Below are 23,232 nucleotides of genomic sequence, written 5' to 3' on the forward strand. Positions count from 1 at the left end.
CGTATGCTTCTATTGACACGGCGGGAACCATAGAAGTTCGATGGAATAGGTCGTGATGCGGCTAAGGTCTGAACGACAGCTGGCAATATCCTCAATAGATTACGGTTGTAGGCCGATAACCAAGGGATTGGCGTTTGTAGAAAGGAAGCATAATTGTGGTTGCAGAGAAAATTCTTCGTTGGTTTTGGCTCTTGCTACTTTGGTCCGTAGCTACGGTTCACGCCTCTGTTCCTGAAGATGAGTTCTGTATTAATAACCGGGCTCATACCAGTGCTTCAGCGGTGGCGAGCAATCTCAGTATTGGTATTCAGGTTCGTGACAGAGGGCGAGTTGTTTTTCCTGGAAATGGTGGGGTTTACCATCTGAAATGGAGGAAGAAGTATTGCCGGGCTGTTTCCGGTGATGAGCGTGTGGAGATTTTTGATAAAAAGGCCTTTGGGTCATGGAAGCAAAAAGCCAGTATAGAAACCCGTCTGTTGAAAAATATGGAGCTTCGTATTGGGCGATCTGGCAGAATCGACCAGATTTATGGGTTGAACTATGTGTACAACCCTCACCTCGAGGAAGGTTTACCTTCTGAGTCCCGCTGGATGACGGAGTTATATTCGAACAGTGATATTCCTCTTAACCAGATCTGCATGCCAGGCACCCATAATGCCGGTAGCTACAAAATCAGCGCTCTCTCCGGCGAAGATCCTTTTATGGACAAGCCAGTACGGGAGATTCTGGATAAAGTTAAGTTTGACTTTCTGGATCTTCCCGTAAAACAGGTTGTTGCGCTATGGGCGAAAAACCAGGATTTGAATGTTTATGAGCAGCTGAAGAAAGGTGTGCGCTATCTGGATATTCGGGCGAGAAAGGTCAAGGGGCGTCTGGTGACAGTGCATCAATTGGAAGGCGCCACCATAGCAAAAGTTGTGGAAGATTTGCGCCGATTTTTGGATGAAAATCCAGGTGAGGTTGTTATCTTCCATGTTAGTGAAGCTCACGGTATGAGTCGCGAGGAGAGACGGGAGATTTATCAGCTTCTTGAAACGCAGCTTGGGGGAAGGCTTTCAGATCCTAAAGTGATGACACCTGGATCTTCTATTAAAGAGTTCCAGAATGCAGGGAAGCAGGTCATTGTGGTCGCTGAAGACAGCGGTGATCACCCGATGATCTGGCACTGGTACCAGAACCTGTCCAATATCTGGTATGACAAAAGCCGTCCTGATGAGATTTTGGAGAGACTTGCTGCCAGTATTCCTTACCGGCGTAATGATCAATTTTATGTTTCTCAGATGATTCTTACCCCAAGGGATGGTGATATCGCGAAAATGGCTGTGCCCGGGATTCCCGGTTCCCAGGATCAGTTAATTGACACGATTCGCAAACCATCAGGGATGATGAAATATCTGATGAATGCGGCTCAGAAAAATAATAAGCGGGTGAATATCGTTCTTCAGGACTTTATTGAAGACAGCGATATATTCCGTGCCTGTATGGCAGAAAACAAAATGCAGTTGGAAGGCGCTTTAAATTGAGAGACTGTCAGGACAAGACAATCCTGATAGCTATCAGCAGCAAAACTGTGCCAGTCAGTTTATTAATGAATCCAGCTTTTTTCTGAATCGCCGGCATTAATCGAGGGTGGCTGAAGGCAAGGGCGACCAATGAATACCAGATGCCATCTACCGCAGTCGCGGTCAACACTATAATCTCCTGTTGAACCCACTCGGCTCCCGGTTTTACAAACTGACTGAACAGCGCCAGGAAGAAAACGGCAATCTTAGGATTCAGAAAGGAAATCAGAAATCCCTGTCTGGCAGCTCCAGCGATGGTTAGTTCTGCCGTCTTGTTTGCCTCGCCACCCTGAGTGATATCTGCGGAGGCTTTAAAAGCATTGATTGCCAGCCATGCCAGATAGAGTGCCCCACCCCAGGTAATGAAACGAAAGGCAAGTGGTGTTTCAGTAATAAGAACGGAGATTCCAGTCGTCACTATCAGGGCATAAAATGCAATGCCCATACTGTGACTGACTCCCGTGGCAACACCATGGAGGCGGGAGCCATTCATGGTGTTACGCAAAACAACAGCAAGACTTGGACCCGGGGAAATGGCCCCCAGCAGGCAGACTGTAAAAATAGGAAACCATTCCGTCAGGGGCATACTGCTCTTGTTATCCTGCTTGTTGGTTGAGCTTTCTTAGTTGAGGGATGTCAGGGTTGGCATACCAGCCATGCGCATGGTCAGACCCAGTAATTCATCATTGGTATTGTAGTTGGATTCAACACCTTTCAGAGTGCGGTCAATCAATGCTGCGCGCTCAATCATGTCGCGGATAGCTTTTTCACCGTGACGACGAATAAAGCTCATATAGTTGTTTTTCTTTTTCTTCAGAAGAAAAGGCACTTGCTTATGGGGGCGGGCAACCTGCTCAATGATTGCATCCAATCCCATTCCTTGTCGCAGGCCGCTGGCCATATGATTAGCCAATCTCAGTTCACGGGATAATGACCAGAGCATAATGGTCGGTTCCGTTCCCTCAGCCAAAAGACCATGAAATATCCTCAGGCTATGGCGAACATCTCCGGCAAGCACCGCATCAGCCAAGCCAAAAACATCATAGCGGGCATTGTCTGCAACAACATTACGAACAGTATCAACAGTGATGACCTGATCACTGAGTAATTTGAGCTTTTCAATTTCCTGGGCCGCTGCCAGCAGGTTACCTTCAAGAAGATCTGCAAGCAGAGTGACAGCCTCTGGTTCAGCATTCAGGCCGGCACGTTTCAGCCGCTGACTGATCCAACCTGGTAACTGATGGGGTTCGACAGGCCATATCTGGGTGTAAACGCTCTGTTGCTCAAGTGCTGTGAACCACTTTACCTTTTCTTGCTTCTTGGTAATGCGCGTGGTGATCAAAAGCAGCATGGTGTCAGGAGGCAGGCGTTCGGCATATTCCTGCAGAACCTTTTTCCCGTCACCAATCTTGTCAAAAGCTACCCGCAGCTCAATCAGCTGCTTGCTGGCAAACAGGGAAAGGCTATTAGCTTCCACCATAATATCCTGCCAGGAAAAACCGGGGTCAACATGGTGCACAATGCGATCAGTGTAACCATTGTCCCGGGCAGCCCTTCGAATAGTGTCACAGGCTTCTTCAATCTGCAGAGGCTCGTCGCCCGAAACAATATAGACAGGAGCCAGATTCTTTCGAAGCTGGCCCTGTAGCTGGTCTATGCGGACTTTCATAAAGCGGTTACTGGCTCATCAGACCAGAAGGGCGAACTTGCGCGGCTGTTTTTTCAGCAGCTTCCTGAGCTTCGATGGCCTCTTCCGTTAGAGTCGTTAGTTCAGTATTGGTCAGTGATGCAATGCGGCGGGTCAGACTGAATGCCAGGTTTCGCTGAATCTCACTCCAGACCAGCTCCAGTTCAGACTGTGAAGCATTGTATTCGCCATCACGTCGCTGGTAAGTGCCGTACTGGCTCAGCTCGCCTTTAGGAATCAGCACCAGACCATTCTTGTCAACCAGCTGCCAGTTAAGAGTACCCACTACGTCGTAGTCGGTAACGATGCCGCCGCCGGATGTTGTTGTCATGGTTTCTTCTCTGTCCAGGCTGATAACATTTACGGTGTAGGGAGCATCCTCAGTAATGGTAATACCGGTTTGTTCAAGGGTGCGGGTCAGGGTACGTTGGAAATTGCGGTCAGACACTTCCAGAGAAAGGTTCTGAATTTCGGAGGCATCGATAGTGCCGCGGAGCTGAAAGCCGCAGGCGGTTACCATCAAAGCCATAACCATGACCAGAACGGGAGAGAAAATCCTTTGAATTCGGTTCATATTACTGATTCGCTGTTAGACAGAATATTCCTTAGTCGGCAATTATAACCATGGTCTGCCATGAAAACGATGACCGGTGGAAGAGATATTTTGTCACCACAGCTTAAATAAAGTTTTACCCGTCTGGCAATTTTTACCTGAAAGCGTTTATTCAGACTATCTGGCAGACGGAAATGTCTATTGCAGGAAAGAATACTGAAGGGCTTTTCTTGGTGTGATTCGAATTGTGGGATTCGAAACCAGCGTTTTTGATATTAGGTCAGCGGCCTGGTCGGCGTAAGCTTCGGGTTCTTTTGGTAATGCATTGTTTAATGTATTGTTTAATGCTGCTTTCATATATTGTCTGGCCATTAAGTAAGCACTAACGAAAACAACCCTGTCTTAATAGACAGGGTTGTTTTATTTCAGCGGTGAAAGCTTCTATGCAGTTATGACTGGAGCAGATTCAACTCTTTTTGCATTGTAACGAGTGATTTTTCCATTTCACCAAGCTTCTCGTTCTTGCGCTGTATAGCCAGAATGCTCTTTTTGAGCTCATTCAGTTTCTCAAGGCGATGGCGAATTGGTTTGGCTACCGTTTGCTTGTTTGATAGTAATTGATTCTCCAGCTGACTAAGACTTGCTATCTTATCGTCAATGGAAGTAATAAACTCAGGAGTAAAGTGTGGCTCCTTCTCTCCCATCATAGACGTATCCAACTGTTCACGGCTAACAGAAAGTTTATTGTATTCTCTCAAATGCTTTTCTGCCCGAATTCTTGAAAGTGGCAGTCTGAAGTCTGCCATGAATTCGATGGAACTTTTCTGCTTAGAAATCTTATTCGTGAGCTTATCTTCTGGCGACAGCAGGGCAGCTCTAACTATGCCCGTAGGGACTCCCAGAGTTGCACCAATAGCGCTTCCAGCTGCTACACCGATCGTCACTGGAGCAGGGCTCAAGGTACAAACGGAAGCTATACCTCCAACTATCAGCCCCAGACCCGTCCAGGAGGCGACAACCTGCACAGAGGTAGAAACAAACAGCTTCACTCTATCGAGAATTGTCACCTTATACTTTTGTAGTACCTTGTCTTTTGGCGTCGTGAAATCGCCAGCCTTGTCTGCAGAGAACTGAGGCGTTGAATTAGTGAGAGCCTTTACACGAGGGTTCGGTAGCTCCTGCTCCTGGCTGGTTACTGGTGAAAAGTGATTCGATGCGTAAGAACTTGATCCCAGAGTGTTCATATTCATATTCATTCTCCCTTATGTGTTGAGTTATGTTGTTTCACTATCCCAGTATTGAATTAGTTCCCCACTTCAACCATTGAACTTTGGTTGGATAAGTGCCCAAGCCATGGATTGAGTACTCAAGGTAGGAGGCTTTAATGAATGCTACTTTTGTACTAGTTCCAAAACGCCATAACGGGGATCATCAAATACGAACATTGTCGGCGGCCCGCTAGCATATTTTCTGAAGAGTACTGTGGCCTGGTCAAACAGTGTTTGAACGCTCAGGGCTTACCAGATGGGTATGTTGTGACTGGTCTGGAAGATATCTCTTTATATAAAGATAACCGTGAAGAAAAAATATTTGCAGCAGCCGGTAAGGGAAATGCCAGCCATTTGTTTGTCAAACAGGTCAAGCCAAGCCAATCTGAATAAATATCTATAGCAAAGCGCAGGGATGGCTGCTTCAGGCCTATGTCGTTACCGGGAATAGAACCGGGAGGCCCGCCCCAGGGTTTCCTCAGTAAGGTTGTTAGTGCGCTCAAGACAGTGGGTAACTGGTTTGGCCGTCGTAAAGTCTATGAAGTTAACCCCCAGCGACAACAGAGAGGGCAGGTTGTAGGCGGGCAGTATCGTCAGCTGGAAAGGCAAAGCTTATCGTCTCGAACAGCAAACCCTGTTGCACAACAAAGCCATGCCTCGGTCAAGGCCGGCGCCTTGCAAGGGCCAGGCTTGCAGCGTTGTTTATTGCGAGTTGAGGCAACGGAAAGACAGTCAGATCGCTTGCTCTCCCACTGTCCTCTGGAGGAGCGGGATATCCGTGGGACGATGAGTGCCTGCAGTGATCAATGCCAACAGCTGACTATGCTGCTGCAAGAACTCAAAGCTGAGAGTGCATCACCTGAGAGGTCACTACCGTCTTCGGCTATGATTGCGGCTCAGGAGAAAATTGCGGCTCAGGAGAAAATTGAGGAACTGGAGAAAACGCTGCTCGCCCTGGAAGACCGCACATCCGTTCTGGAGCAGCGGTTATCGAATAATCCTGGTTCAACCTACCATTTATTGAAGTCTCAAAAGGGGCATTACCGAGCCGCCACAGATGCTGTGGCAAAAACTCTGGAAAACCCGGATATCTCGAACCGTGGGCAGTTACAGAAATTGATGGAGCAACTTCTGGATAAGCAAGACGAGTTGGAGCAGCGAATGGTCTCTGCTTCTCGCAGCGATAATGTTAGTAAGGCCAATATTGCCGCCCTTAATAAAATGCCTGGCAGGCTGGTACAGGCACTTCAGAAACAAGGCGTGAATGTTACCCTGGACAGCCATAAACATGCACTGGCTCATATCGCTAATCTGGAAAACTGGGATATTTCTGAGAAGGCGATTCATTTTCAGTATCAGGGGGAATATCACAAGTTTACCGAAACCATGATCCCCGCCAATCAGATGCAGTTAACAGATGCTCACCTGCCCGATGGTTTTACTGCTGATAAAACATCGACCGGCATCTTCCTCAAGCCTTATACCTCTGGTGGCGTTTCCAGTCACTCGACCCATGAAATCGATCATGCCGTAAACCTGAACACTTCCCGTCTGGTAGATGATGAGGGTGATACTGTGTTTCAGTGTGTGCGTCATGGCGTACATTCGCCTTATGGCCATCCGGAGGGTAGCGCAGAGCGTCAGAGCGGTGCGTTCCGTCGGGCAGAAGAGTCGGCCGTGGCGGCATTGCACCTCCACCCAGAGAAGATGAAAGCTGCTTTAGAAGGGGAACTGGTTGAACTGGTTCTGACCTCAACATCCTTACTGACCCCGGATGTATTTCGCCACGCAGCCGGTAAGAGCGAAGGGGATGAACAGGCCATGCTTCAGGATCAGGTGGCAGCCTGGAAACGTTTGAATACACAGCAGACCCTGCCGGTCAGGCTGCCATCCGGAGAGGTGCGGCAGGTGCGGGTGAAGGTGAAGGTTGTGTCGTTTAATTTTGGGCTGAATAAGTTTTCACTGGGCAGAACCGCCGCTATCACGGGAGGTTGGGGACCTTCTGACCGGTTAAATAAAGTCGGGCTTGAAGCTTTGATCGGGCCACTGATTGGTGGTGCCTCAGTGCATGGCGGGTTGGTGGGAGAGTATCTTGCCGAGTTGCAGGCGACCGACCCTGATCACCCGGACATCCAGCTAATCGGTGAGCTGGTTGCACAAATTCGTGTTCTCTATAAAGGCAGTCAGCACCATAACAACAAGGGTGGGGCGGCAAAGCTGGCGGCGCGGGTTATGGTACTAAGCCATATGATCGGTGGTACCCCTTTGGTGAACTGCAAGAGTGCCAAAGACCGCACAGCTCTTGCGGTTGCTGATGCCGAGTGGTTGATGACCAGAATGCGGCTGACCGGTGAAGTTCCTGCCCCTGGTGAGTTGTCACCGTCCGAACGGCAGCTCTTCATGGAATTTGCCTTGCAGGGCAACCATCTGAATATTCAGGAACTCAATTCTGGCAGCCCTGGATTTAAGATTGATGATTCTGTTCTCGAGACCTATATCGAAAGCCCGGAAGGCCGTGCTTATCTGCAAGGGCTCTCAAAGGCGGTGTTGGCTTAGATAGCCTACAGGTGTGAGCGACCATTAAAGCCATTAATGCCGTCCGCTCTTTAATGGGGCGTACGACATTGTCAGTGAAATGGTTTTCCGAACGTGCAACTTGCCCGCATGTTCCTCAGAGGCGGAATCAACTTTCCCATACAGTCCCTCTCCAAGAGTTCTGAAAGACGTTGGTACTGAAGATTTTGGGTTGGAAATGGCTTTTGTTCGATTCAAGCGGGCTTTCCATTTATGTCCCTCGGGTTCTAATCTTGTTGCTTCAAACGTCTGGTCAGAAACCGGCTGAGTTATATGTTTGATGGTTCTCTTGTTGCCATTTTTCAAAAGCATCCTTGACAATCTTTTCCCAAATACAGGTGGTATTGAAACAATTATTGTTTCAGAACTTTTTTGAACGCCTATAGTCGAAAGCTGCCAAACAGTAACGCCTTGTGAGCGCGTGTTATGAAGAGACTGACTCTTTTAGTGATCACTGCTTTGTGTATAGGCAGCTATTTTGTAAGCGCCACAGAACAGTTTGATGTAAGCAGTGATACACAGCAAGCGAGTCTACCCGATGGAACATTGATCCGGGCTGTCTTTTCTCAAACCGGAGCGACGTTTTATATCGGCGATCAGATGTTTTATTTTGATGAGCTGGATCGCAGCCGTGCTCAGTGGATCTATGACAGTTTTGTGTGGGGGGGCGTAGTGTATCCGGTGATGGGAACTATTGGTTATTACTCTCGCTATACAGCCGTTGCCCGTCAGGTTTTGGGGGTAAGGTCTTTACTTACCCTGATGAGCCTGGCTGGTTATGTTTTAAACGAGTGGTACGCTGTCAGTAATATCTATTATATCTGGAAGGCCGGTGCCTGGTACGCACTACCTTCTGCATTAACCAGCTTTGGAATCCCTTCTCTTTATCAGTTGTTTACCGGAAACCCTCTTACAGAAGCTCATATCTACTCTTTGGCTGCTGGTCTGAAAGGTGTGCACTCCTTGGGTGGTTACATGAAGCAGATGAAGAGTCGCACGAATACCCAATATATCCATGTGCCTTTGACCGGAGATATTGCACACCATTTTGTGATCAAAGCGGTCTTTCAGGAAAGAGCTGACTTGCCTGCACTGTATGAAGTGAATGTTATTTCTGCCAGCCAACTTGAGAATAATAAAAACAGCAGTTATCACCAGCTGGCGCGAGTTCTGGGGGAACATGGTATAGAGCGTATTCTTCTACTCCCTGATAAGGGAGGAAAAGGCGCGCTGACAACATTTTTCTATGATCCTGAACAGGACAAAATGGCTCGAATAAATCTTGCTGCAGAAGATGTTGGTGAAAGTAGGATTCCCTGGTTATTGCATGCGATGCATTTGAAAGTTGATCGAAAGAGTTTTTCATCTGTTCGAAGCGCTTTACATCCCTCCGTTATACAGGCAGTGGCAGACAGTTGCTCTGCCTACTTTGACCAACAGCTTTGCCTGCATGGGGCTGTGAAGGGTGAATGTTCTTATTTGGACAAGGATTCGGGGGCTCGTAATGCCTTTTCCGTTCCCAATGACTTTGGTCGGGTTGCGCATATAGGGTACGAAATCAAGAAATCTATTTTTACATTTGGATCAGATGATGAGCAAGAACCCATAAGTGTTGATTGGCAGGAGGGAATGTTCTGGCCTGGTATGACGGTTGTGGCAAACGACAATAGTAGAACAGTTAAGCAATGGCTGATCCCCGAATGGGCTAGCCGTTTTCTTACTGCGGAATTGGCTAGTCGTGGCCGAAATTTAGCGGCCTCTGCTGTAGATCAGGCAGGCCATTTGATAACGCGTGCAGCGGGGGTTGTTCATTATCGTCGTATGCTTGACCATCGTCGGGAGCATCTTGCTAGAGAGGCCGCGCTCAGAAGAGAAGCTGGACAGGAGAATAATCCAGTTCTGAGCTTCCTTGTAAATATGTGGATTGGACAGTCGAGGGTCAGCAAGGTTGCGTTGGAGGATAGCGCTAAGCGCATACTTGCTCCTTATACACCAACATCTGATGATGATACATGCCCTATTTGTGCTAGTGGAGAGGATGGAGGAAAACTGGTTGGCTGGCCCTCAGGCGGTACTGCTGGAGCACAGCCCTACCACATCCTTTGTATTGAAAAGAATGGAGTGTATGAGGCCAACAAACGTTTAGGCGATGTTGTTCTAGCCAAATGGCGAACTGGTCGCTCCACTATAGATGTAGAATCATCTACCGCACACTCCCCAATCAAAATGCGTTTAAGGGTGACGGAATGGCAGACTCCTCGCACTGAGAGGTGAACACCTTAAACAGGAAAAACACGGCACGCCATCTAGACTTCCAGCTTTCCGTATTTTGGAAGGCTGTAGATAAAGATGAAGTGCCGTGTGTTCTTATCTGGCTGTTCTTGTGTTCTTGCTGTTATCGGTTTGTTGGTCACTATGGGGGTGTCTGCAAATAACTCTTTTCCCCAAGGGGTTCGCTCGGGTGATCCTTCTTCAGAGGGTGTAGTTCTCTGGACAAGACTGGACCCGAAACTTCACCCCGGCACACATTCCGTTACGCTGGAAGTGGCCCGTGACCCGGAGTTTGGGCGAATCATTATTCAGGAAAGCCAAACCGTCTCCTCTCTTACCGATCACACTCTGCATATAAATCTGGAAGGGCGGCTCTCCCCTGACACTGTTTACTACTATCGCTTTCGCCATGAAAGTGATGTCAGCATAACGGGAAGAACAAAAACCCTGCCCGCGAAGGATCAGGAACGTTCTTTCCGTATGGCTGTTTTGACGTGCCAGGATTTCTCCACTGGCTACTTTAATGCTCACCAGATAATGGCAGGTATGGCGAAGCGTGGAGAACTCGATCTGACCTTTTTTGATGGTGACTTTACCTATGAATATGCGTCCTACGACTCAGATTCAGCAGAAATACTAAGACCGCTGACATTACCAAGCCGTAGTCGTTCAGCAATGAATGCTGCAGATTTTGGCTTCCTGTATCAGAACTATCTGTCTGATCCACAGCTGCAGGAATCCCTTGCATCTATGCCATTTATTCTTGTTCCTGATGATCACGAAGTGGCTGATAACCATTATTGGGACAGGGTTCATAACAAAGCAGGTATTCCCGGAAAGCGTTATCGTCACCTGACTGCTGCTGAGAAAAACCAGTTGATGCTTGATTCTCGCACCGCATGGATTAACTACAATCCCTCCAAAGCCAAGGTCAACCGCAACACTGAAGACCCCAGAGATTTAGTGAAATTCTTTCGCTCATTCCAGCTGGGAAAAATGGCTGACTTCTTTGTGACCGATTCGCGCAGTTTCCGGGATGGAGAGCAGATTCCTGAAGATGCTCCCGATAAAACCATGTTGGGAATCGAGCAGAGAGACTGGTTGCTGGATCAAATCAAAAGCAGTGATGCTCACTGGCGTCTTTGGGGCAATCAGACCATGTTTTCCCGTTTTGTTGCCTATGGTTCCCACTTGGATATTATCCCTGACGAGTTGATTAATACCGATCAGTGGAACGGCTATATTTATGAGCGAGGAATGATTAAGGACAGCATAGAATCTCTGGGGATAAAAAATCTGGTGGTTCTGACCGGAGATATGCATACGTCACTGGTATCTTACATTAAGCCCTTTGAAGAACCAGATTCTCCTGTGAATCTCGGTATTGAATTGATGACACCATCCATAACCTCTCCCAATATGAAAGATGAAGCCGGAATGTTCGGTGGGTTCAGTTTATTGATGGATATTATCCGGATGTATCTGAAGGATCAGAATCATCACCTGGTTCACTTCAATAGTGAGAAACATGGCTTCGCAGTTTTGACCATTAATAAAGATAACCTGGTGTGGGATGTTTACACGGTGCCGGTTAAGGAACGCCTGAAAGAACCTGAGGCAACCCATATGCTGCAGGTGCTTTATAAGGATGGTGTCCTGAAGGTTGTGCATGATGATGGATAAGTCTGCTAAGAAGTAGAAAGCTCTCTACCTTGTACTATTACCTTGTACTATTGTTCTGGTTTTGTTTGATTTGGATTGGTACTATGGTAACACATTGGTCGAGCCATCTGGATGTTGGCCCCGGCTGTTGCATGTTGCATGTTGCTATTCAATAAGAAATGCGTGAAGCAAGACAAATAGGTTCTGTGCAAGTGATAGATGTTATTGACCCGGTGACAGACAAAACGCTCTACAGCATTGAGAATGCCAGCGATGCTGAAATTTCAGAGGCTTTTGCCAAGGCGCGGTTAGTCAGTGATGAGTTGCGCAACTCGACAGTAGAAGAGCGAACCCGGGAAATTCACAGGGTTATTAACTATCTGCAGAGCAATGAAGAGCGCCTGCTTGACCGGATAGTGGAAGAGTCTGGTCGTAGTCGTGGTGATGCCATGTTGTCTGACATGGTTCAGATGATAGAGGATTGCCATTGGCTGGTGGAAAATGCGGCACGCATTCTGGCCGATGAAAAGGTTCCAACCCCCATAACGCTCTTGGGGAAGAAGTCCCGTATTTATCACGAAGCCCGTGGTGTGGTACTGGTTATTTCACCATGGAACCTGCCACTTGCCATTGCTGGCACTGCTGCCCTGTTTGCTTTTGCTGCTGGCAATGCCGTTATCATTAAACCTTCTGAGCAGACCCCTATGAAGGGTATCTTCGAGGAGATTCGTAACCTTTCCCCTCTTTTATCCCGGGCGATTACCGTTGTTCACGGTAGTGGTGAAACCGCACAAAAGCTGATTGCCCATCGCCCCGATTTGATTGCCTTTACCGGCAGTGTTCGGACTGGCAAGAAAATACTGCAGCAGGCCGCCCCTATGGTGATTCCTGTGGTTGCAGAGCTTGGCGCCAAGGATGCCATGATTGTTTGCGATGATGCAGATATTGATCGTGCCGTAGGGGCTGCAACCTGGGGCAATATGCATAACAGTGGCCAGAGTTGTACGGCTATTGAGCGGCTTTATGTTCAGGAAGGAATTTATGATGTTTTTGTGGAGCGCCTGAAAGCGGCATTCGGCAAAATTACCCTGGGTACCGGAGCTAATTCTGATATGGGCGGAATTACTACGTCTTTTCAGATGGACATCATTGATGGGCAGGTTCATGATGCCCGGGAAAAAGGCGCAGAGATTATTTGCGGTGGTGAACCAGCGGGCCATGGCATGTATAAGCCAACGATTGTACTGGGTGTCACTAAAGATATGCGTCTTGCATCAGAAGAAACTTTTGGCCCTGTGGTTCCCGTTTATAAGTTCAGCTCCGTAGATGATGCTATTCGCGGTCATAACCAGTGTGATTTTGGTTTAAGTACCAGTATTTGGACAACTGATAGTGCCAAGGCCAACCGTATTGCGCGGGCTGTGGTAACCGGTTGTGTAAATATCAACAATGTGATGCTCACCGAAGGCAATGTGAACCTTCCTTTTGGCGGTGTGAAATATTCCGGTTACGGGCGCATGAAAGGTGCTGAAGGTTTATTGGGGATGACTCGATCCAAAGCTGTTCTGATTGATAACACCAAAGGCAAACCGGAGCCTAACTGGTATCCCTACTCACAGGAAAAGCTTTCCCTGATGAGCCGTTTAATGAAAGCAGTGACCAGCCCTTCTGGGTCAGGAAAACTGCTGGCTTTAGCGCGGGTTGGCCTTGCCCTTGAGCGGTTAATGAAAAAAGACTCGAAATAAAATCATTTTATTAGATAAAAAGAAAAAACAGGATGTATATGAAGCTGTTACTGCTGTTGGCTCTGCTCGCTGCATTTTTTTACTGGCGCAGAGATCGTGGTCGCCCCCATACGCTTTATTTTCAAAAGCTACAGAAACTTTTGAAGGATTATGGTGTTAGTCACCCACGTATGGTGATTGATCTGGATCGTATGGATGCCAATATTGCTGAAGTAAAAAAAGCGATTGGCGACACCTCTCAATTAAGAATTCCAGCTAAATCTTTGCCTTCTTTCGAGCTTCTTGATTATCTGCAGAAGGAGCTTGGAACTAACAGGCTGATGGTTTTTCATCAGCCGTTTCTGGATCAGTTACTGGATAGATTTCCTGACGCGGATTATCTGGTGGGCAAACCTTTTCCTGTGGGAGCAGTCCGTAAAGTTTTTGCGGAATCTTCAGAGGAAAAGGCTCAAAGAGCCAGCGTTCAGGTTCAATGGCTGGTGGACAGTTATCCTCGTCTGGAGCAGTACCTTGAGCTTGCCATTGAACAACAGAAAACCCTGAAATTAGCTGTAGAAATCGATATTGGTTTACACCGTGGAGGTGTCGCCGGTGTTGACAGTTTCAAGAAAATACTTCGGCTGATTTCAGAGAATAAAGATCATTTGTCGTTTTCTGGCCTTATGGGTTACGAGCCCCATGTCAGCAAGCTCTCAGGGTTGCTGGCGTCAAAAAGAATGGCAGCCAGGAGTCAGGTATTAAGCAACTATCAGCAGTTTGTTGATACAGTGAAAAATGATTTTCCAGATCTTTATGCTGATGACCTGTGTTTTAACTCAGGAGGCAGTACAACTTATGCCCTATACCCAGAAAGTGATCGCGGATCGGTCAATGATCTGGCTATAGGTTCTGCTTTTGTAAAACCTACGGGTTTTGATCTGGAAACATTAACGGCTCATCAGCCTGCAGCATTTATTGCAGCACCAGTGTTGAAAACATTGGATAGCCTTCAGCTGCCAATGATGGAGAAGCTTTCAGGGTTGTGGAAACTGATTTCGCCAAATATGGGGAAAGTATTTTTCAGTTATGGTGGTTGGTGGAAGGCTAAACCAGTTTCTCCACAGGGGCTTAATAACAATGCTCTTTATGGTCGAAGCACGAATCAGGAATTGCTGACCGGCTCTGAGTCCACAGAGCTCAAAACCGATGATCTTATTTTTCTGCGGCCAACCCAGAGTGAATTTGTATTCTTGCAGTTTGGTCGTTTACTGATCGTGCGCAAAGAGCAGGTTATTGATGAGTGGCCAGTATTTAATCAGGATTATTGATTGGTCCTGGTTACCATTACAAACTCCATGTCTCCAGCGGGCTCATAGGTGATACTTACCTTTCCCAGCTCTTTCATGTTAGAGGCATGGGTGCCGCCGCAAGGGATCGCAACATCCCCATGTTCACCAAGATTACATTGCCAGTAGCGGCGATCTGTTAATGACGGACCGTCGCACCTAACTTGAATCTCGGCTTCCAATCGTAGCCAGCTATTCGCCTGACTTTCAGCTTTCTTCAACAGCTCTGCGATATGCTCCATTAACTCAGCACTTTGTAGACCCTTTTTGCGAATAGTTTTACCCAGTCGGTAATGGTCCCGGGAGCCGCCAGGTTGAATTTTAGAACTGACAATCGCCATCTGATCGAAGTCCGGGCTGTTCAGAACATCTCTTTTACCCGGGTTTTTACGCCAGAGTGGAATCAATATTTTGTTCAGCGCCATAGCGCTGAAATGGCAGGCCGTATGACCAATGCTGAGCTGGTGCTGATACTTTTCATCAATGCTCAGGGTGATTGTTGATTCATGCTGGAGAGCGTCGGTTTCTGGTGTTTTTTCAAGAATATGAACAACGACAAAATCCCATCCCTCTTCACCTTTTCGAACAGGAATACCTTTGTCGATAAAGAGCTGGTTGCTGTTCTGGTTAATTGCACCGGTCAGGCAATCAACAACTGGGAAGATCTGGTCATTAAATATCAGATTCCCTCGATCAGCAGGCTGGTCAGGCCAAGCATAATCGAGGGGGTGAAAGGGAGTTTCCTCAACAATCACTGCAAGTGTATTGTCACCAACTGGTTCAAGACGGGATACCAATGTTGAACGCTGAACCTGTCGTTGGGGAAAAGAAACCTGGTAGAACATCACACACCTGTTCAATCTGAAAACCTAAGCGATCCTAATATTAACAGTGATAATGCCTTATGTGAGGCCATGGGCTTTAACCGGTGTCGTTCATGGTGATCTCCATACAACACGTTTGTGTAGAGAGAGTTTAGACGACTACCAACTGATATGCTGAACAGAGCCGGTGGTGTGCCAGTGGAAATGAATTAAGGTGAAAGGGTGAGGATGAGCCGGTTGATTCTCAAGATAATCAACCAGCGGAATTAAGCAGGTTTTTAGAATCGGTTACCGCGATTGCCACCAGCTGGGCGACGGGGACGTTCGGTTGCAATGCTCACGCGAATATCCCGGCCGCTAACACTATTGCCGTCCAGAACCAGAGCTTCTTGAGCTGCAGGTTCCTCAACAAATGTAACGAAAGCGAAACCGCGGGAGCGGCCGGTTTCACGATCAAGAATAATTTTTACTTCTTCCAGTTCACCATGCTGACCGAAAAGTTCAGACAGTTCATCTTCTGTAGCACGGAAAGAAAGGTTGCCGATGAACAGTTTATTCTGAGCCATTATCAAATACTCCGATGGTAATTCTATTTAATAATTTGATGGCTGGACTTTCGTTCAGTTCACACCACCAGAGCAAAAGTCTGTCTGGTATAACGATCAAAAAGGTCCTGTGACGCGAAATAAAACAGAAAAAACCAGGGAATGCAAAGTAAATGAACAGAGGGAAGTTGATTTTTGTTTGATGGGTGATACAAATCAACTAAAGCCTTGTGTGCAAGGGCTGGCGCTGCTTTTGCTCAATGTTTATTCAGCATGGAACGCACTGGTTTTCGATATATTTTTACCTCAAATAACAAAAAAGAACATGAGCCGTGGGAATACGAGTAATACAGGCTTTGTGTAGCCGTAATGGGAAAGGAATTCTGTGCTGTCAGACAGTAGGAATTATTTCGTAAAAAAAATCGACTCAAGTCAATATTTCAATAATTTACGTGAAGGCAACAATCGACAGAGGTTACTTTACACGAGTATCGTTGCCGACCTGATTTCAATGCCCTCCTGAGCGCTTCTTTCCTGATTTTGCCTCCCGAGAGCTTTTCTGTTTTATCTTCTGGTGACAATGTTATGCAGTATCGCAAGGAAGAAGATCTTCTGGGTACCATGGAGGTGCCCGCTGATGCTTACTACGGTATTCACACTCTTCGGGCTCTGATGAACTTTCAGATTAGTCGCGAACGTATTGGCGACAACCCTGAATTTGTTCGTGGCATGATTTACACCAAAAAAGCTGCGGCGCTGGCTAATCGGGATCTGGGTGCACTTGATCCGACAGTTGCAGAATACATTGTGAAAGCCTGCGATCTGATTCTGGACACTGGCCGCTGCATGGATCAGTTCCCTGTTGATGCTTTCCAAGGTGGGGCTGGCACCTCTGTGAATATGAACACAAACGAGGTTGTTGCCAATCTGGCTCTGGAACTGATGGGTCATAAAAAGGGTGAGTACAACATCATCAATCCTAATGACCATGTCAACAAAAGTCAGTCTACTAACGATGCCTACCCAACTGGCTTCCGTGTAGCACTGTACAACGGAATTGGCACTGTGTTGATGAATCTGGAGAGCCTGATTGAAGCTCTGGAAACCAAGTCCGAAGAGTTTGCCGATATTCTGAAAATGGGTCGTACTCAGTTGCAGGATGCTGTACCCATGACTCTAGGGCAGGAGTTTCGTGCGTGGGCTGTTACCCTGAAAGAAGAAGTGAAGAGCATTCAGCGTTGCCGTGAGCTTCTGTTGGAAGTGAATCTGGGCGCAACTGCTATTGGTACCGGTCTGAATACTCCATCCGGTTATTCTGCCATGGCCGTACGTAAGCTCTCCGAAGTCACCAATCAGCATTATGTTCAGGCCGCCGACCTGGTAGAAGCGACTTCTGATTGTGGCGCTTACGTAATGCTGTCTAGCGCTCTGAAGCGTATGGCTGTTAAGCTTTCCAAAATCTGTAACGACCTGCGTCTATTGTCGTCTGGCCCACGAGCAGGCTTGAATGAAATTAACCTGCCACAGCGTCAGGCTGGTTCTTCTATCATGCCTGCCAAGGTGAATCCGGTTATTCCAGAAGTGGTTAACCAGATCTGCTACAAGGTTGTTGGTAACGATATGACCATCACTATGGCAGCAGAATCCGGTCAGCTACAACTGAACGTGATGGAGCCAGTGATTGCACAGAGCCTGTTTGAGTCCATGAACCTGCTGACCAGCGCCTGTGAAACTCTGACTGAAAAGTGTGTGACTGATATCATCGCTAACCGTGAGGTCTGTGAACGTCAGGTACTGGATTCCATCGGTATCATCACCTTCCTGAACCCTCATATCGGCCACCATGAAGGCGATATTGTTGGCCGTATTTGCGCAGAGTCTGGCCGTAATGTTCGTGATGTTGTACTGGAGCGTGGCCTGCTGGACAACGAAGACCTGGATGAAATTTTCTCCCTCGAAAATCTGAAAAATCCCCAGTATCGGGGTAAGCGCTTTGATTTCGTGAGTCATGTGAAATCTGCGTAAACATGAAAAAGGGCAACTTCTAAAGTTGCCCTTTTTTGTAGACTTTCAAAATAATTTGAACAACCAGCAATCTCTTTTGAGAAAAGTTTCATCACAGGGCATGTCATAGGAATATTTTAAGAAACATCCCAAACAAGCTTGACAGGGGTCAGTATAAGATCACAGGATGTAAGCACAAGTACGTATGATTGTGTTCGTATGCTGTAGAGAGAATAATAATGACTAAGCCGTATGTGAATCCTCAACCCGGTATCGACTTTACGCCTGCTACGGACAGCATCTCCATCGCCACACCCGTTCAGAGACTCGAAAGTATTATTGTTGATGCGTTGGCGTCTGGAGAACCTGTAAACAAGTTTTTAGCGGAAAAACTTCGTGAAGGCGAACTAAGCAAAATCGAAGCGGTAGAGACCCTTATGTATGCAGTTGCTCTGGGGGAATCCTCAAGCAACGCGACCTATCACTAAGTCGTTCTGTGGGGGCAGGATGACTTTTGTGATACTGGCTAAGCCAGGTGTGTGTGGAAGCCCGGGCAGGAAACTGTTCGGGCTTTTTTGATACACCATTATTTTTCAGCAACTGGGCTGGCTCCCAACCGAACAGTGATAGCACCAGCACTGACCACAATAACCATACCCCAAAACGACAGCACGCTGACCCTGACCACGGCTTACGATTACGACAGCCACGGTAACGTTACCCAAACCACCACCAATGGTGCCGATATTATTGAGCGCCGCAGCGCCGCGTCCAACTTCCTGAACGGCCAGTATCCGCAAACGGTGACCAACGCGATCGGTCACAGTGCCAGTCAGCAGTGGGATACCCGCTTTGGTCAGGTGACAGAAACCAATGATGCCAACGGCTTGAAATCCCGCAGCTGGTACGACGGCTTTGGTCGCGTGATTCAGCAAGCCTCTGCTGATGGTGTGATCAGTCGCAACACCTATCAAACCTGTGACAGTCAGAAGCCAGCCCACTGTGCCTGGCAGATGACTACCTCGGTAGAACATACCGCGGCCAGTGGCAAAGCTCAGCCAGATACGGTTGTGTACTTTGACCGACTGGGCCGTGAGCTGCGCAGCCGTTCGACCAACCTGAATGGCGATACGGTTCTGGTGGATAGCCAATACGACAATCTGGGTCGTATGATCAAGGTGTCTGAGCCTTATATTGCCGGCAGCACCGTGCTGTGGAATAGCTATAGCTATGACCTGAAGGATCGTGAAAAGAGTATGATCCGTGCTGATGGGCATCAGACCGCCAGCACCTACGGCACCCGTAGCGGTGGTGGTAGCAAAGTCACCCGTGTTCATACCCTGCAAAACGGTGATGTAAATACCCAAACCCATATTCGGGAAAACAACGCTCTGGGTGAACTGGTCAAGAGCCTTGACCCGCAGAACATCCCGGTGGAATACCGTTACGACGCCCATGGCAATCTGATTTGGACGCAAGTGGACGGCAACGCTGATACAGTCGCGACCATGAGCTACGATCTGGCGGGCAACAAGATCACTATGACGGATCCGGATACCGGTGCCCTGTCTTACGACTACGACGCTCTCGGTCAGTTACTTAGCCAGACCGACGCCCGTGGTTTCACCACCACTGTGGGTTACGACAAACTGGGCCGGATGACCCAGCGGGTCGATCGCCCCGGCAACGCCGCGCAGGAAACCAGCACCTGGGCGTATGACCAGGGCACCAATGCTAAAGGTCAACTGGTCAGCACACGTCTGGTAAACAGTGATAACGAAGAAAAGTTCGCTGAAAGCTACGAGTACGACAATCTGGCGCGCCTGCGCAACACCCGCACCACGTTAACGGTGGACGGGCAGTCTAGAAACTACCTGAGCCGCAGCACCTACGATGCCTTTGGTCGTGGGAATGAGATGCTCTACCCGAGCGGCTTCCGGACCCGCAACGTGTACGACAGCAACGGTTTTTATACCGAACTGCGCAACGCCGCTAACGATGCCCTGCTGGAACAGAACACCGAGGCTGATAACCGCGGCAATATCACCCAGCAGGTACTGGGTAACGGCTTAACCCTGAGCCGCAGCTTTGAAGCTGACAGCGGTCGTATGACCGGTATCAATGCCGCCAAAGACGGTGCCAGTGTGTATGGCATGACCTTTGGCTGGGATTCCCAGGGTAACCTGCAAACCCGCAGTGATACCTTCCAGAATGTCAGCGAAAGTTTTACCTACGACAACCTCAACCGTCTCACGCAATCCAGCACCAGTGGCACCGGCTTTGCCAGCGCCAGAGTGCTGGATTACAGCTACGACAACCTGGGCAACCTCACCAGCAAAACCGGTGTCGGCAGTTACAGCTACGGTGGTTCTGCAGAAAACCCGGCTGGCCTCCATGCAGTGACCAGCGTAACTCTGGATGGTACAACCAAAACCTACAGCTACGATGCCAGCGGTAATATGATCCAGCGGGCCGGGGATACCATTACCCATACCGCCTTTAACAAACCCAGCCGTATTGCCCATACCGGTAATAACGCCATCACCAGCTTTTCCTACGACAGTGAACGTCGCCGCTACTACCGCAAGGATGATACCGGCAACGGCATCACCGAAACCTTTACCATTGGTGGCGGGCTCTATGAAGAGATCATTGCCCCCAACCGTACCGAGCGTAAAGCCTACGTCGGTAGTCTTCTGGTCCAGAGCCAGATCAACGACAGCCATGGTTTAAGGGACGAAACCCGCTACCTGCTGCCGGACCATCTGGGTTCTGTGGCAGCCATTGCCGATGAAACCGGCACCATCACCGAACGCATGAACTTTGCGCCCTTTGGTGAACGCCGCAACAGTGACTGGACCGATGCTGATGGCATTGTGAAATCCGACACCACCACCCGCGGCTTTACCGGCCATGAAATGCTGGATGATGTGGGCCTGATCCATATGAATGGCCGGGTGTTTGACCCGACTCTGGGCCGGTTCCTGGAAGCGGATATTGTGGTGCAGTTCCCGGAGTTTTCGCAGTCGTTTAACCGGTATAGCTATGTGTTGAATGGGCCTTTGAGTGCGGTTGATCCGAGTGGGTATACATTAGATGCTCTTCCAGATACTGGTGATATTAATAATAAGCAAAACGGTCTGTCCGATATACATTTGAGTCACCGTCTTTCGCTCGATGCAGTTGATCATCTCTTAGCTGCAGCTTGTGCCTATAGTTGTGAAGATCCAGTATACCTTGAGCGTGTCTCTCCAGAGATTCTAAAGAGTCAAGGCATTGATTCAAGCGATGATAACGGATATCAAGCGGCTGTATTCTTCAATGGAAGAACAGGAAGTAGTTACATCAAGGCGTTTGCTGGAACAAATGGTTGGTCTGATTTAGATGATAATTTAGCCAATGCATTAGGTGAACCTTTTGGATGGACTGCGTCTCAGTATACCACAGCTCGAAAGAATGCTATCCGCTTTCAAAATACATATTCAAGTCTAGGTAAGTTGAGCTTTGCAGGTCACTCACTTGGTGGTGGTTTAGCTACAGTAGCAAGTCTTGCAACAGATATTCGAGCTATTGTTTTTAATCCTGCCAGCGTAAGTGATAGCGTTCTCAATAGGATGGATTTATCTGATGAAAATGTTGATAAATTGGTTGATGTTTACTTCATAAGTGGAGAGCTTGTAACTTTTTTACAAGATAATACTTTTGTAAAGGATGCAGGGGGACGCCGGTTTGCTTTGGAGCCGGCCAATAAGAGATCTACATTATCGTATGTTTTAAATCCTATTTTGTTAGTCGCAGATTCTCTTGAGCGACATAAACTTGAATCTGTGTTTCACTCGGCAGGGATATATTTTGATTAGTATTATGATACGTTTATTTTCGATCGCAGCTATTTTTTCTATTTCTCCATCATTATGGAGTGCAGATAAACCGTTGTTCTATCGAAGTGTAAGTGAAATATATGGAAGTGGAGATCTCGCTGATCTTGCAATAGCTTCAGCTAGAGGAGATAAAAGAAAAATAGATGCGTTGCTTAAACGGGTTGACATAAATGCAAAAGGGTATGTAGAGGCTCCTGTTTTATTTTGGGCTTTAAAAAATAAGAATAAAGTCGGTTATAAATATTTGCTGGATAACGGTGCAAATCCAAACATGATTTTTGGTGTGTCTAAAAAAATAAGTGTTATACATCTAGCTTCTTCAATGAAGGACCTAGAATGGTTGAAAATCACTGTTGATTTTCAGGGTGATGTAAACCTTGTTAACTCTATGAAGGAAACTCCCATTTTTAAATCTGTAAGTGAAGGGTTGATTACTCATGTTAATTTTTTAATAGAATCTGGGGCTGATGTTAATGTGAAAAGTAACGGAGGGTATACCCCACTCCAGCAGTCAGCAATGTCTAATAATTTCGATATCGCACAGGTTCTCATTGATAATGGAGCAGATTGGAAAGTTAAAAATAACTTTGGAACAGATTTTGTTGATCTTGCAAAAAGGTCACGAGTATCAAAAAAATTCAGCGCTTATAAAGATAGGGAAGAAGTTCTCGAGCATATCAAGCTTTTAGAGAAGAAAGAAATAATGGGTCGAGAGGGTAAAGATTGATCAAATTATCAACAATTCTGGGTTGCTTGTTAGTAGCCACAGCTACCTTTGCCGGTTCAGTGCAGGCCAGCGAACGCTTTGAAATCACCCCACCACCCGGCTGGCAACTGGAAGATACCCAGATTAACGACGGTGTGCGTACGGATTTTTACCAGCCGGGTGATCTGGAACTCTGGATTGTGTTTGACCGGGCCATTAAAGAAAATGTTCCCCCAAAGCGTGTGAAAAGCCTGAGCGAACAGGCGGCGCTGGCCGTGCACATTTGCGAGGAACCAGCTGTTGAAACCTTGAATGCCAAAGGCTTTAAAGGCGATGAAGCCCTGGTGGTTTATCGTTGCCAACCTAAAGACAAAGATCAGTCAGCTTTTTTGGCCTTTTCCAAACTGGTGAAAGGGGAAGAAGGCTGGTACCGGTTTGGCCTGGAGAAAGAGTTTGATGACTTGGCTGCATTAACGCCAGAGCATCACAAGGTTTTGCAGCGTAACTTCCTGCAACTGGCTGATATAGCGGATAAAGGGGTCGGAGTCGAATGGCACTTACTTAAGAGCTAACCAGTTGTTTTAATTGATGAAAATCAGTCTGTTGATAAACTGGATTGCGACCA

19 protein-coding genes are annotated in these 23,232 nt (G+C 47.6%); 13 read left to right on the plus strand and 6 right to left on the minus strand.

Annotated elements, in window-relative coordinates; translation table 11 throughout:
- The first annotated feature begins 155 nt into the window (after nucleotides 1-155).
- Nucleotides 156-1,523: a phosphatidylinositol-specific phospholipase C domain-containing protein gene (locus QMA35_RS00460; RefSeq protein WP_281645154.1), complete on the plus strand. Its 1,368-nt coding sequence runs from the start codon at nucleotides 156-158 to the stop codon at nucleotides 1,521-1,523.
- A 7-nt stretch (nucleotides 1,524-1,530) separates the two neighbouring features.
- On the opposite strand, the gene QMA35_RS00465 is transcribed toward QMA35_RS00460, so the two are convergent.
- From QMA35_RS00465 to QMA35_RS00480, 4 genes are all read right to left on the minus strand, one after another.
- Nucleotides 1,531-2,148, minus strand: coding sequence for a LysE family translocator (locus QMA35_RS00465; RefSeq protein WP_281645155.1), 618 nt, complete (start codon nucleotides 2,146-2,148; stop codon nucleotides 1,531-1,533).
- Nucleotides 2,149-2,184: 36 nt separating this feature from the next.
- Nucleotides 2,185-3,231 carry a DNA polymerase III subunit delta gene (gene holA / locus QMA35_RS00470; RefSeq protein ID WP_281645156.1) on the minus strand — a complete coding sequence of 349 codons (1,047 nt, stop codon included), beginning with the start codon at nucleotides 3,229-3,231 and terminating at the stop codon, nucleotides 2,185-2,187.
- A gap of 7 nt (nucleotides 3,232-3,238) precedes the next feature.
- The gene (lptE, locus tag QMA35_RS00475; protein WP_281645157.1) at nucleotides 3,239-3,823 is read right to left on the minus strand and encodes an LPS assembly lipoprotein LptE; all 585 of its coding nucleotides are present in this window, start codon (nucleotides 3,821-3,823) and stop codon (nucleotides 3,239-3,241) included.
- Between the two features lie 428 nt (nucleotides 3,824-4,251).
- Nucleotides 4,252-5,052, minus strand: a complete 801-nt coding sequence (locus QMA35_RS00480) for a hypothetical protein (protein ID WP_281645158.1) — start codon at nucleotides 5,050-5,052, stop codon at nucleotides 4,252-4,254.
- Nucleotides 5,053-5,337: 285 nt separating this feature from the next.
- Here QMA35_RS00480 and QMA35_RS00485 point away from each other — a divergent pair, with 285 nt between their 5' ends.
- From QMA35_RS00485 to QMA35_RS00510, 6 genes are all read left to right on the plus strand, one after another.
- Entirely contained in the window at nucleotides 5,338-5,463 is a 126-nt protein-coding gene (locus QMA35_RS00485) for a hypothetical protein (protein WP_281645159.1), read from the plus strand.
- A gap of 39 nt (nucleotides 5,464-5,502) precedes the next feature.
- Entirely contained in the window at nucleotides 5,503-7,626 is a 2,124-nt protein-coding gene (locus QMA35_RS00490) for an inositol phosphate phosphatase SopB (RefSeq protein ID WP_281645160.1), read from the plus strand.
- Between the two features lie 444 nt (nucleotides 7,627-8,070).
- Entirely contained in the window at nucleotides 8,071-9,918 is a 1,848-nt protein-coding gene (locus QMA35_RS00495; protein WP_281645161.1) for a hypothetical protein, read from the plus strand.
- A 75-nt stretch (nucleotides 9,919-9,993) separates the two neighbouring features.
- Nucleotides 9,994-11,598: an alkaline phosphatase D family protein gene (locus QMA35_RS00500; protein ID WP_281645162.1), complete on the plus strand. Its 1,605-nt coding sequence runs from the start codon at nucleotides 9,994-9,996 to the stop codon at nucleotides 11,596-11,598.
- Nucleotides 11,599-11,783: 185 nt separating this feature from the next.
- Nucleotides 11,784-13,322 carry an aldehyde dehydrogenase family protein gene (locus QMA35_RS00505; RefSeq protein WP_281645163.1) on the plus strand — a complete coding sequence of 513 codons (1,539 nt, stop codon included), beginning with the start codon at nucleotides 11,784-11,786 and terminating at the stop codon, nucleotides 13,320-13,322.
- A gap of 38 nt (nucleotides 13,323-13,360) precedes the next feature.
- Nucleotides 13,361-14,629: an alanine racemase gene (locus QMA35_RS00510; protein ID WP_281645164.1), complete on the plus strand. Its 1,269-nt coding sequence runs from the start codon at nucleotides 13,361-13,363 to the stop codon at nucleotides 14,627-14,629.
- Here QMA35_RS00510 and QMA35_RS00515 read toward each other — a convergent pair.
- Nucleotides 14,623-15,492 (minus strand): hypothetical protein, encoded by an 870-nt coding sequence (locus QMA35_RS00515; RefSeq protein WP_281645165.1) that lies wholly within the window; start codon nucleotides 15,490-15,492, stop codon nucleotides 14,623-14,625. The genes QMA35_RS00510 and QMA35_RS00515 overlap by 7 nt on opposite strands.
- 257 nt (nucleotides 15,493-15,749) lie before the next feature.
- Nucleotides 15,750-16,037 (minus strand): RNA-binding protein, encoded by a 288-nt coding sequence (locus QMA35_RS00520; RefSeq protein ID WP_281645166.1) that lies wholly within the window; start codon nucleotides 16,035-16,037, stop codon nucleotides 15,750-15,752.
- Between the two features lie 109 nt (nucleotides 16,038-16,146).
- Between QMA35_RS00520 and QMA35_RS00525 the strand changes: the two genes are divergently transcribed.
- The 6 genes from QMA35_RS00525 to QMA35_RS00550 all read left to right on the plus strand — a co-directional run bounded on the left by QMA35_RS00525 (nucleotide 16,147) and on the right by QMA35_RS00550 (nucleotide 23,179).
- A complete protein-coding gene (locus tag QMA35_RS00525) occupies nucleotides 16,147-16,380 on the plus strand; it encodes a hypothetical protein (protein WP_281645167.1) in 234 nt (77 codons plus the stop codon).
- Between the two features lie 221 nt (nucleotides 16,381-16,601).
- Complete coding sequence (aspA, locus tag QMA35_RS00530; protein WP_281645168.1) at nucleotides 16,602-18,041, plus strand: aspartate ammonia-lyase; 1,440 nt, start codon at nucleotides 16,602-16,604, stop codon at nucleotides 18,039-18,041.
- A 218-nt stretch (nucleotides 18,042-18,259) separates the two neighbouring features.
- Entirely contained in the window at nucleotides 18,260-18,508 is a 249-nt protein-coding gene (locus tag QMA35_RS00535) for a hypothetical protein (RefSeq protein WP_281645169.1), read from the plus strand.
- Between the two features lie 135 nt (nucleotides 18,509-18,643).
- Nucleotides 18,644-21,880: an RHS repeat-associated core domain-containing protein gene (locus QMA35_RS00540; protein WP_281645170.1), complete on the plus strand. Its 3,237-nt coding sequence runs from the start codon at nucleotides 18,644-18,646 to the stop codon at nucleotides 21,878-21,880.
- Entirely contained in the window at nucleotides 21,873-22,628 is a 756-nt protein-coding gene (locus tag QMA35_RS00545) for an ankyrin repeat domain-containing protein (RefSeq protein WP_281645171.1), read from the plus strand. Before QMA35_RS00540 ends, QMA35_RS00545 begins: the two co-directional genes overlap by 8 nt.
- Nucleotides 22,625-23,179, plus strand: coding sequence for a hypothetical protein (locus QMA35_RS00550; protein WP_281645172.1), 555 nt, complete (start codon nucleotides 22,625-22,627; stop codon nucleotides 23,177-23,179). The genes QMA35_RS00545 and QMA35_RS00550 overlap by 4 nt, the downstream gene beginning before the upstream one ends.
- Nucleotides 23,180-23,232: the final 53 nt, after the last annotated feature.

The organism is Parendozoicomonas sp. Alg238-R29 (assembly GCF_947331445.1).
Taxonomy (GTDB): Bacteria; Pseudomonadota; Gammaproteobacteria; order Pseudomonadales; family Endozoicomonadaceae; genus Sansalvadorimonas.

What these genes read in the sequence shown, in the direction of transcription:
- QMA35_RS00495 (WP_281645161.1), top strand. Translation starts at nt 8,071, where the DNA reads ATGAAGAGACTGACTCTTTTAGTGATCACTGCTTTGTGTATAGGCAGC.
- QMA35_RS00510 (WP_281645164.1), top strand. Translation starts at nt 13,361, where the DNA reads ATGAAGCTGTTACTGCTGTTGGCTCTGCTCGCTGCATTTTTTTACTGG.
- holA (WP_281645156.1), bottom strand. Translation starts at nt 3,231, where the DNA reads ATGAAAGTCCGCATAGACCAGCTACAGGGCCAGCTTCGAAAGAATCTG.
- QMA35_RS00535 (WP_281645169.1), top strand. Translation starts at nt 18,260, where the DNA reads ATGACTAAGCCGTATGTGAATCCTCAACCCGGTATCGACTTTACGCCT.
- QMA35_RS00500 (WP_281645162.1), top strand. Translation starts at nt 9,994, where the DNA reads ATGAAGTGCCGTGTGTTCTTATCTGGCTGTTCTTGTGTTCTTGCTGTT.
- QMA35_RS00465 (WP_281645155.1), bottom strand. Translation starts at nt 2,148, where the DNA reads ATGCCCCTGACGGAATGGTTTCCTATTTTTACAGTCTGCCTGCTGGGG.
- QMA35_RS00480 (WP_281645158.1), bottom strand. Translation starts at nt 5,052, where the DNA reads ATGAATATGAACACTCTGGGATCAAGTTCTTACGCATCGAATCACTTT.
- QMA35_RS00520 (WP_281645166.1), bottom strand. Translation starts at nt 16,037, where the DNA reads ATGGCTCAGAATAAACTGTTCATCGGCAACCTTTCTTTCCGTGCTACA.
- lptE (WP_281645157.1), bottom strand. Translation starts at nt 3,823, where the DNA reads ATGAACCGAATTCAAAGGATTTTCTCTCCCGTTCTGGTCATGGTTATG.
- QMA35_RS00515 (WP_281645165.1), bottom strand. Translation starts at nt 15,492, where the DNA reads ATGTTCTACCAGGTTTCTTTTCCCCAACGACAGGTTCAGCGTTCAACA.
- QMA35_RS00490 (WP_281645160.1), top strand. Translation starts at nt 5,503, where the DNA reads ATGTCGTTACCGGGAATAGAACCGGGAGGCCCGCCCCAGGGTTTCCTC.
- aspA (WP_281645168.1), top strand. Translation starts at nt 16,602, where the DNA reads ATGCAGTATCGCAAGGAAGAAGATCTTCTGGGTACCATGGAGGTGCCC.